Source organism: Stenotrophomonas sp. Sm2128 (assembly GCF_030985535.1).
GTDB classification, from domain to species: Bacteria; Pseudomonadota; Gammaproteobacteria; order Xanthomonadales; family Xanthomonadaceae; genus Stenotrophomonas; species Stenotrophomonas maltophilia.
Window position 1 is genome coordinate 21,595 of the sequence record NZ_JAPTFQ010000063.1, and the last position, 8,051, is coordinate 29,645.

An 8,051-nucleotide genomic window follows, 5' to 3' on the forward strand; every position below is an offset into this window, starting at 1 on the left:
AGGCCGTCACATCCTGCTAGACTTGGGTCAACGCCCGGCCTGCCGGGTGCCTTTTTTCCAGAGATGTCAGAAGACGACAGTAGTAGCTCCCCTGCGGAGCACAGTGAAAAGAAGCGCGGCTGGCTTGAACGCCTGACCTCCGCCTTCTCCGGCGAACCCCATACCCGCGACGAGCTGGTCGCTGTCCTGCACACCGCGCAGGAAGAGGGTCTGATCGCCGCCGATACCCTGAAGATGATGGAAGGCGCCATTTCGGTGGCCGAGCTGACCGTGGGCGACGTGATGATCTCGCGCTCGCAGATGGTCTCGCTGCCGGTTGAAGCGCCCTTCCTGGAACTGATGAAGCAGGTGGTCGAATCCGGCCATTCACGCTTCCCGGTACACGGCGAGAACAAGGACGACATCCTTGGCATCCTGCTGGCCAAGGACCTGCTGCGCGGCGTGGTCGCCGACAACGGCCCGGCCAACGTACGCGAGCTGCTGCGCCCGGCAGTGCTGATTCCGGAGGCGAAGAAGCTCAACGTGCTGCTGAAGGAGTTCCGCCTGTCGCGCAACCACATGGCCATCGTGGTGGACGAGTACGGCGGTGTCGCCGGCCTGGTCACCATCGAGGACGTGCTGGAACAGATCGTCGGCGAGATCGACGACGAGCATGACGAGGCCGAGGATCCGTCAGCGCAGATCGCGATCCAGTCCGACGGCCAGTACGTGGTCGACGCGCTGACCCCGATCGGCGACTTCAACGAGCGTTTCGGCGCGACGTTCTCCGACGAGGACTACGACACCATCGGCGGCCTGGTCACCGAGGCCGTGGGCCACCTGCCGGAAGTCGGTGACGAGCTGGCGCTGGACCGCTTCATGTTCCGCGTGGCCCGCGCCGATGCGCGCCGGGTACAGGCCTTCCACGTGACCGTGCTGCCGCCGGACGCGCAGGACGACGCTTGAAGCGCCGCGGCCTGATCCTCATGGTGTGGCTGGCACTCTACGTGCTGGCCTTGGCCCTGCCGCTGGCCGCCTTCGCGCAGCCGGCGCCGGCCATACCTGCCGTGCCCGCGGCCAGCGCTGAAGCCCCTGCTCCGCGCATCGGCGTGGTGACCATGCAGCCGGGCACGGTGTTCTTCGAACGCTTCGGCCATGACGCCATCGTGGTGGTCGATCCGCTCAGCGGTGAAGCGACCTCGTACAACTTCGGCTACTTCGATCCGTCCGAGGACGATTTCATCAGCCGCTTCGCGCGCGGCGACATGATGTACTACCTGGTGGCGCTGCCGCTGCAGCAGGACCTGTCGTACTACGACGAGACCGGCCGTGGCGCCAGCGTGCAATGGCTGGACCTGCGCCCGGACCAGGCGCGCTCGCTGGCCGCCGGCCTGGCCGAGCGGGCCAAGCCGGAAAACGCGCGTTACCACTACGATTACTACACCGCCAACTGCGCCACGATGGTGCGCGACACGCTGGACAAGGCGCTCGGCGGCGGCCTGCAGTCGCAGCTGTCGGGGCGCTCGCGTGGCAACACCTATCGCAGTGAATCGGTCCGTCTGGCCTCGCCGGCACCATGGATGTGGCTGGGCTTCGATGTAGGCCTCGGACCGTTCGCCGACCAGCCGCTGTCGCGCTGGCAGGAAGCGTTCGTGCCGATGCGCCTGGCCGATGCCCTGCGCCAGGCACGCAACAGCGATGGCCGGCCGCTGGTGCAGTCCGAACACGAACTGTTGCCGCACCGTATCGATCCGGAGCCGAAGGAGTTCGCACGCCGCTGGTGGCCGTGGCTGCTGTGTGGCCTGGTGATCGCCGCTGGCGTGCTGGCGCTGCGCAACCGCCCGCGCCTGCTGGCCGGGCTGGCCCTGCCGTTCTGGCTGCTGTGCGCCCTGTTCGGTGGCGTGCTGGTGTTCCTGTGGGGCTTCAGCATCCACTACGCCGCATGGGCCAACCGCAACCTGCTGCTGCTTTCGCCACTGGCCGTGCTGCTGCTGCCGGGCGCGATCGCACTGCTGCGCCGGCGCGTGCCGGGACTCATGTTCAGGATCGTGCTGTGGCTGCTGGCGGTACAGGCGGTGGCCGCGCTGGTGCTGCACTGGCTGAGCCTGCAGGCGCAGTACAACGTGCAGTGGATCGTGCTGCTGCTGCCGGTGCACGTGGCACTGGCGTGGGTGCTGGCGCGTCGTCCTCACTTGTCCGAAACACGGCCCTGACGCACGATGGCGGGCATGTCATTGCCCGCCTCCGCTTCCGCCCCCGCTTCGGCCAACCCTACCTGCGTCATCAACTGCGTCCACTACGATGACGAGGGCAAGCGCCACGACATCAGCCTGGATGCCATCAGCGATGTCATTGCCAGCGGCAACGGCTTCGTCTGGGTCGGCCTGTACGACCCCAACGAAGACGTGCTGCTGAAACTGCAGGAAGAATTCTGCCTGCACGACCTGGCCATCGAGGATGCGCGCAACGCGCACCAACGGCCCAAGGTCGAGACCTATGGCAACTCGTTGTTCGTGGTGGTGACCACCGCGCAGATGGTCGACGAACGCATCCAGTATGGCGAAACCCATGCCTTCCTCGGCCCGCGCTTCCTGGTGACGGTCCGCCACGGCGCCTCGCTGTCCTACGCGCCGGTGCGCGCACGCGTCGAGCGCGAGCCGCAGCTGCTGAAGATGGGCCCGTCGTACTGCCTGTACGCGGTGACCGACTTCGTGGTCGACAACTACCTGCCGATCGTGCACCGCTTCCGCGACACCCTGGACCTGCTGGAAAAGGACATCTTCGCCGACACCTACAAGCGCAGCACGGTGGTGCGGCTGTACGAGCTCAAGCGCGAACTGAACAAGATGCGGATGGCGGTGGCGCCGCTGCAGGATGTGCTGGCGCAGCTGCGCCGCTACCAGGGCGACCTGATTCCCGATGAAGTGAAGCTCTACGTGCGTGACGTGCATGACCATGCGGTGCGCATCAGCGATGTGATCGACACCCTGCGCGAGATGCTGGGCACCGCGCTGAGCGTGAACCTTTCGCTGGTGACACTGGCGCAGGGCGAGACGGTCAAGCGGCTGGGCGCCTGGGCTGCGCTGCTCGCCGCGCCGACGCTGATCACCAGCTGGTACGGCATGAACTTCAGTCACATGCCGGAGCTGAGCGAACCCTGGTCGTACCCGCTGATGATCGTTGGCGTGGGCGGTGTGTGCGTCGGGCTGTACCGGTTGTTCAAGCGCGCGAAGTGGTTGTAGCGCGTATCGACCAACGGTCGATACCCACCAAGCACATGGGCGTCGATACCCTGCAGTCCGGTAGGCCACGACCGTTGGTCGTTGCACGCGACCCGCTTCTGGTAGTGCCGGCCGCTGGCCGGCACTACCGTTCGGGATCAAGCCACGTAGACGGTCTTGATGTTCATGAACTCATGGATGCCATGGTCAGCCAGCTCCCGACCAAAGCCTGACTGCTTGCTGCCGCCGAACGGCAGCCGCGCGTCGCTCTTGACGATGGCGTTGACGAACGCCGCACCGCATTCCATGCGCTGCGCGAAGCGCTCGCCGCGTACCGGATCGCCGGTCCACACGCTGCCGCCCAGGCCGAAGCGGGTGTCGTTGGCCACGCGCAGTGCCTCGGCCTCATCCTTGACCCGGATCACCGCGGCCACCGGCCCGAACAGCTCCTCGTCATACGCCGGCATGCCCGGGCCGACCTGGTCGAGCACCGTGGCCGGATAGCCGGCATGGGTGCCGGCAATCGGCTCACCACCGATCAGCACCCGCGCGCCCTTGGCCACGCTGGCCTGCACCTGCTTGTGCAGTTCGTCACGCAGGTCGGCGCGAGCCATCGGCGCCAGCGTGGTGCCCCGCTCATCGGGATCGCCGTACTGGCGCTCGCCCGCCGCCTGCACAAAGCGACGGACGAATTCATCGGCCACCGCCTCGACCACGATGAAGCGCTTGGCCGCGATGCAGGTCTGCCCGCTGTTGTCGAAGCGCGACTTCACTGCCGCGGCCACGGTCTTGTCGAGGTCGGCATCGTCGAGCACCACGAAGGCATCGCTGCCACCCAGCTCCATCACCGACTTCTTCAGCTGGCTGCCGGCATTGGAGGCGATCGAGCGACCTGCCCGCTCGCTGCCGGTCAGCGTCACCGCCTTCACCCGTGCGTCGCGCAGCACGTCGGCGGCCTGGTCGTTGTCGATGTGCAGCACGTCGAACACGCCATCAGGCAGGCCGCCGTCACGGCACACCGCCAGGATCAGGTCGGCGCACTGCGGCACGTTGCTGGCGTGCTTGAGCAGGGCGACGTTGCCAGCCATGAACGCCGGGGCGAGGAAACGGAACACCTGCCAGATCGGGAAATTCCACGGCATCACCGCGAACACGCAGCCGATCGGCTCGTAGCGCACGTAGCTGCGCTGGGCTTCGGTATCGATCAGCTGCGGCTTGAGATAGTCGGCCGCGTGATCGGCATAGTACTCGCAGGCGGCAGCGCACTTGTCGACCTCGGCCAGCGCCTCGGCCTTGAGCTTGCCCATCTCGTGGGTCATCGCCTGCTGCAGGTCGTCGCGCCGCGTGCGCAGCTGCGCGGCGATCTGGCGAAGGATGGCGCCGCGGTCCTGCAGCGAGCGATCTGCCCAGCCCGGAAATGCATCGGCAGCGGCCTGCAGGCGCTGCTCGATGTCGGCTGCGCCCATCAGTTCATGGCGGTAGGTCACCTGTCCGGTGGCCGGGTCGACGATCTCGACGGTCATGGGGGATCTCCATCTGGAAGACCCCCATTGTGCGCCGCCGGCTGTGAGCCGGGTGTTGCCGGCGTTGTCGGCAGACCGTGTCCTCAGCCGTTGTCCTGCCGCGCCAGCTGCAGGTCGCGCTGGCGCCGCTTCTCGGCGCGGGCGTTGATGTACCAGCCGATCACCGCGGCGATCGACACCGCCGACACCAGCAGCGTGGCCAACGCGTTGATCTTCGGGCTGATGCCCATGCGCACCGAGGCGAACACCTTCATCGGCAGCGTGGTCGAGCCCGGCGTGGCGACAAAGCTGGCCACCACCACGTCATCCAGCGACAGGGTGAACGCCAGCAGCCAGCCCGCCACCAGCGCCGGCGCGATGATCGGCAGGGTGATGCGGGCGAACACGGTCAGCCGGCTGGCGCCCAGATCCATCGCCGCTTCTTCCAGCGACAGGTCCATTTCCTGCAGCCGCGAGGACACCACCACGGTGACGAAGCACAGGGTGAAGGTGACGTGGGCGATCCAGATGGTGGCCAGGCCGCGTGCCGGGAAGCCGGGAATCGCGCCCATCGAGGCCAGCAGCGCCATCAGCGAGAAGCCCAGGATCACATCCGGCATCACCAGCGGCGCGGTGACCAGCGCGCCGAACAGCGGCTTGCCGCGGAAGCGCTTGAAGCGGGTCATGACCATCGCTGCCAGCGTGCCCAGCACGGTGGCCGTGCAGGCAGTCCAGAACGCCACCACCAGGCTGGTCCACATCGCATCCATCAGCGCGCGGTCGGCGAACAGGTCGCTGTAGGCACGGGTGGAGAACCCGGCCCAGACCATCGCCAGCCGCGAGCTGTTGAACGAATAGAACATCAACAGCAGGATCGGCAGGTACAGGAAGGCGAAGCCGAGCAGCAGCACGCCCAGCCCCAGGCCCTTTGCGCTACGCGGGCTCATGCCTGCTTCCCTTCCAGCAGGCGCTGCTGGGAACGGTTGAACAGCAGGATCGGTACCAGCAGCAACAGGATCATCGCCACCGCCATCGCCGAGGCGCCCGGCCAGTTGCGGTTGTTGAAGAACTCGTTCCACAGCTGGCGGCCCACCATCAGCGTTTCCGAGCCACCCAGCATTTCCGGGATCACGAATTCACCGATCGCCGGAATCATCACCAGCATGCAGCCGGCGATGATGCCCGCTTTGGACAACGGCAGGGTGATGCGCAGGAACGCCTGCCACGGCTTGGCACCGAGGTCGTAGGCCGCCTCCAGCAGGCGGTGGTCATGCTTGACCAGATTGGCGTACAGCGGCAGCACCATGAACGGCAGATAGCAGTAGACGATGCCGATGTAGGCGGCGGTCGGGGTGTCGATCAGCTGCAGTTTCGGCAGGCCTATCGACGTCATCAGCGTCTGCAGGCCGGTGAACTGCAGGAACTGGTCGAGCAGGCCATTGCGGTCCAGGATCGCCTTCCACGCATACACGCGGATCAGGAACGAGGTCCACGACGGCAGCACCACCAGCATCATCGCCACGTTGCGCGCGGCGGGCGACAGGCGCGCGATGGCATAGGCCATCGGATAGCCGATCAGCAGGGTCAGGAAGGTCGAGATCGCCGCGATCCTGATCGAGCTCAGGAACGCCTGGGCATAGATCGAATCGCGGAACAGCGCCAGGTAGTTTTCCAGGTTCAGCTTCAGCGAGAAACCGCCGTCGGCGTACTGCAACAGCCAGGTGTACGGCGGCGAGCCGACCCGGCTGAGCGAGAAGCTGATCATCGCCACGATCAGGAACGGCACTGCGAAGAACAGCAGCAGCCACAGGTACGGAATGCCGATCACCGTGGCACGCAGCCCCGGCAGCCAGCGCTTCAGGCCGGCGGTGCTCATGAGGTGAGCACCACGCCGTCGTTGTCGCGCCAGTGCACCCACACCTCGTCGCCCCAGGTGAGGCCATCACTGGCCCAGCGCTGCGAATTGGCGAAGTTGGCCAGCACCTTGGCGCCGCTGGGCAGGCGCACGTGGTAGACCGAATGGCTGCCGAAGTAGGCGATGTCCTCGATCACGCCCTGGGCCTTGTTGGTGTGCCCTTCCGGTTCGTCCTTGCCGATCATCACCTTCTCCGGGCGCAGCGCGAACGCGACCGGCTGCCCTTCATAACCGGTGATGCCATGGGCGATGTAGATCGGCGCCGGGAACAGCGGCGAGCGTACGGTCACGTACTCCGGCAGGTCCTCGTCGATCACCCCGTCGAACAGGTTGACCGAACCGATGAACTCGGCGACGAAGCGGTTGGCCGGCTGCTCGTAGACCTCGTCCGGCTTGCCGACCTGCTGGATCCAGCCGGCATCCATCACCGCGATGCGGGTGGCCATGGTCATTGCTTCTTCCTGGTCGTGGGTGACCATCACGCAGGTCACGCCCGACGATTCGATGATGCTGACCAGTTCCAGCTGCATCTGCGAGCGCAGCTTCTTGTCCAGCGCGCCCATCGGCTCGTCCAGCAGCAGCAGCTTCGGCCCCTTGGCCAGCGACCGCGCCAGCGCCACGCGCTGCTGCTGGCCGCCGGACAGCTGGTGCGGCTTGCGCTTGCCCAGGTGGCCCATCTGCACCAGGTCGAGCATCTCGCCCACGCGCTTGCCGATCGCATCCTTGCCCAGGCCATCCTGCTTCAGGCCGAAAGCGATGTTCTGCTCGACCGTCATGTGCGGGAACAGCGCATAGGACTGGAACATCATGTTGACCGGCCGCTGGTACGGCGGCAGCGCATCCAGGCGCTGGCCGTCGAGGGTGATGCTGCCCTTGGTGGGCGTCTCGAAGCCGCCCAGGCACCGCAGCAGGGTCGATTTGCCACTGCCGGAGCCACCGAGCAGGGCAAAGATCTCGCCCTTGCGCACGTCCAGGTTGACGTCGTCGACGGCGACGAAACCGTCGAATTCCTTGCGCAGGTCACGAATGGAGAGATAGCCGGGCGCACCGGTCGTGTCGACGACGGTGGCTACCGGCTGGGCTTCAACGGGCATGGGGGCTCCGGGAGCGGGCGGTGGACAGCGGCCGCCATTCTAACGGCCGGGGGGCCCAGGGGATATGACGGCGGCAGGCGGAAGCGGCCGCTGGCCGGCTCCGGGGGCCCCAGGAGTGTCGGTTTCCCCCCGCCATGGTGGCCTGCCCTCGCAAAGGCCCAGGCTCCCCGGGACGACCCTGCGGCCGTCCCGGCCAGACACCACAGGCGACGCCTCGATCTGCAACGTTTTTCAGAACCGGATCTGTTGAAGGCCCGGGGCATTCCCCGCGCAATGGCCCTGATCAAGGCCTTGCATGGACCCACACTGGTGATTTCCCCGGACAGCCCCTCCCCTTTCC

General features: G+C 66.5%; 7 protein-coding genes. 3 read left to right on the forward strand and 4 right to left on the reverse strand.

Translation table 11 applies throughout. From position 1 onward, the window contains the following. The first annotated feature begins 63 nt into the window (after positions 1-63). The 3 genes from O0K41_RS16390 to O0K41_RS16400 are packed head-to-tail and all read left to right on the forward strand — an operon-like array spanning position 64 to position 3,221. Positions 64-945 (forward strand): transporter associated domain-containing protein, encoded by an 882-nt coding sequence (locus O0K41_RS16390; RefSeq protein ID WP_005408827.1) that lies wholly within the window; start codon positions 64-66, stop codon positions 943-945. Further along, a complete protein-coding gene (locus O0K41_RS16395) occupies positions 942-2,192 on the forward strand; it encodes a DUF4105 domain-containing protein (RefSeq protein ID WP_164222300.1) in 1,251 nt (416 codons plus the stop codon). The genes O0K41_RS16390 and O0K41_RS16395 overlap by 4 nt, the downstream gene beginning before the upstream one ends. 6 nt (positions 2,193-2,198) lie before the next feature. Continuing rightward, positions 2,199-3,221 (forward strand): magnesium and cobalt transport protein CorA, encoded by a 1,023-nt coding sequence (locus O0K41_RS16400; protein ID WP_049451328.1) that lies wholly within the window; start codon positions 2,199-2,201, stop codon positions 3,219-3,221. A gap of 137 nt (positions 3,222-3,358) precedes the next feature. On the opposite strand, the gene O0K41_RS16405 is transcribed toward O0K41_RS16400, so the two are convergent. From O0K41_RS16405 to potA, 4 genes are all read right to left on the reverse strand, one after another. Beyond that, positions 3,359-4,723, reverse strand: a complete 1,365-nt coding sequence (locus O0K41_RS16405) for an NAD-dependent succinate-semialdehyde dehydrogenase (RefSeq protein ID WP_088436327.1) — start codon at positions 4,721-4,723, stop codon at positions 3,359-3,361. A gap of 83 nt (positions 4,724-4,806) precedes the next feature. Then, positions 4,807-5,649, reverse strand: coding sequence for an ABC transporter permease subunit (locus O0K41_RS16410; RefSeq protein ID WP_164222298.1), 843 nt, complete (start codon positions 5,647-5,649; stop codon positions 4,807-4,809). Further along, positions 5,646-6,578 carry an ABC transporter permease subunit gene (locus O0K41_RS16415; RefSeq protein ID WP_164222296.1) on the reverse strand — a complete coding sequence of 311 codons (933 nt, stop codon included), beginning with the start codon at positions 6,576-6,578 and terminating at the stop codon, positions 5,646-5,648. Before O0K41_RS16415 ends, O0K41_RS16410 begins: the two co-directional genes overlap by 4 nt. After that, the gene (gene potA, locus O0K41_RS16420; protein ID WP_005408821.1) at positions 6,575-7,711 is read right to left on the reverse strand and encodes a polyamine ABC transporter ATP-binding protein; all 1,137 of its coding nucleotides are present in this window, start codon (positions 7,709-7,711) and stop codon (positions 6,575-6,577) included. The genes O0K41_RS16415 and potA overlap by 4 nt, the downstream gene beginning before the upstream one ends. Between the last annotated feature and the right edge of the window lie 340 nt (positions 7,712-8,051).

Bases quoted from the DNA above. Each gene is read 5' to 3' on its own strand.
- O0K41_RS16390 (WP_005408827.1), top strand. From the start codon at position 64: ATGTCAGAAGACGACAGTAGTAGCTCCCCTGCGGAGCACAGTGAAAAG.
- O0K41_RS16400 (WP_049451328.1), top strand. From the start codon at position 2,199: ATGGCGGGCATGTCATTGCCCGCCTCCGCTTCCGCCCCCGCTTCGGCC.
- O0K41_RS16405 (WP_088436327.1), bottom strand. From the start codon at position 4,723: ATGACCGTCGAGATCGTCGACCCGGCCACCGGACAGGTGACCTACCGC.
- O0K41_RS16410 (WP_164222298.1), bottom strand. From the start codon at position 5,649: ATGAGCCCGCGTAGCGCAAAGGGCCTGGGGCTGGGCGTGCTGCTGCTC.
- O0K41_RS16415 (WP_164222296.1), bottom strand. From the start codon at position 6,578: ATGAGCACCGCCGGCCTGAAGCGCTGGCTGCCGGGGCTGCGTGCCACG.
- potA (WP_005408821.1), bottom strand. From the start codon at position 7,711: ATGCCCGTTGAAGCCCAGCCGGTAGCCACCGTCGTCGACACGACCGGT.